A 1,582-nucleotide genomic window follows, 5' to 3' on the forward strand; every position below is an offset into this window, starting at 1 on the left:
ATTTTTGTTTGTTGAGTGTCTACAGTTTTTTGTAGCGACCGTAATTGTTGTTTTGTGTTACGGGCGTATGGTGGATGCCTTGGCATGCTGGGCCGATGAAGGACGTGTGAGGCTGCGTTAAGCCTCGGGGAGTTGCCAACAGTGCGTTGATCCGAGGATGTCCGAATGGGGAAACCCAACACCAGTTGTGTGGTGTTACCTGCAGGTGAATGCATAGCCTGTGTGGAGGTGACGTGGGGAAGTGAAACATCTCAGTACCCACAGGAGAAGAAAACAATTTGTGATTCCGTGTGTAGTGGCGAGCGATAGCGGATGAGGCTAAACCGTGTGCGTGTGATACCTGGGTAGGGGTTGCGTGTGCGGTGTTGTGGGGTGTGATCGTTGCGGGCTACCTGACCGCAAGATGGTGTGTGTGCGTTAGCGGAAACGTCTGGGATGGCGTGCCGGAGCGGGTGATTAGCCCCGTACGTGAAGGCGTTGCATATGTTGTCTGATCATGTTTTCCCCGAGTAGCAGCGGGCTCGTGAAATCTGCTGTGAATCTGCCGGGACCACCCGGTAAGCCTAAATACCCAGTGTGACCGATAGTGAATAAGTACCGTGAGGGAATGGTGAAAAGTACCCCGGGAGGGGAGTGAAAGAGTTCCTGAAACCATGCGCTTACAATCCGTCAGAGCACCGTTTGTGTGTGATGGCGTGCCTTTTGAAGAATGAGCCTGCGAGTCAGCGGCATGTCGCGAGGTTAACCCGAGTGTGGGGTAGTCGTAGCGAAAGCGAATCCTAAGAGGGTGTCAAGTGGCATGTCCTGGACCCGAAGCGGGGTGATCTACCCATGGCCAGTGTGAAGCAGCTGTAAGAGGTTGTGGAGGCGCGAACCCACTTAGGTTGAAAACTGAGGGGATGAGCTGTGGGTAGGGGTGAAAGGCCAATCAAACTCCGTGATAGCTGGTTCTCCCCGAAATGCATTTAGGTGCAGCGTGATGTGTGCTTACCGGAGGTAGAGCTACTGGATGGCCGAGCGGGACTATCATCTTAGTGACGTCAGCCAAACTCCGAATGCCGGTTGAAGTTTGAGCATTGCAGTGAGACTGTGGGGGATAAGCTTCATAGTCGAGAGGGAAACAGCCCAGATCGCCGGTTAAGGCCCCTAAGGGTGTGCTAAGTGGAAAAGGATGTGGGATCGCGAAGACAGCCAGGAGGTTGGCTTAGAAGCAGCCATCCTTGAAAGAGTGCGTAATAGCTCACTGGTCGAGTGGTTCTGCGCCGACAATGTAGTGGGGCTCAAGCACACCGCCGAAGCCGCGGCATAGTTTTTACTATGGGTAGGGGAGCGTCGTGTGTGGGGTGAAGCCGTATCGGAAGAAGCGGTGGACTGCACGCGAGTGAGAATGCAGGCATGAGTAACGAATGATACGTGAGAATCGTATCCGCCGAATGACTAAGGGTTCCTGGGTCAAGTTCGTCTTCCCAGGGTGAGTCGGGTCCTAAGGCGAGGCCGACAGGCGTAGTCGATGGTCAACGGGTTGATATTCCCGTACCCGTATATACGCGCCCAGTATCGAAGCGGTGATACTAACCACCCA

General features: G+C 54.2%; 1 rRNA gene. It reads left to right on the forward strand.

Going from position 1 to position 1,582, the window contains the following annotated elements:
• Positions 1-47: 47 nt before the first annotated feature.
• A 23S ribosomal RNA gene (locus HMPREF3120_RS10500) occupies positions 48-1,582 on the forward strand; the annotation flags it as partial.

The organism is Corynebacterium sp. HMSC11D10 (assembly GCF_001806995.1).
Lineage (GTDB): Bacteria > Actinomycetota > Actinomycetes > Mycobacteriales > Mycobacteriaceae > Corynebacterium > Corynebacterium coyleae.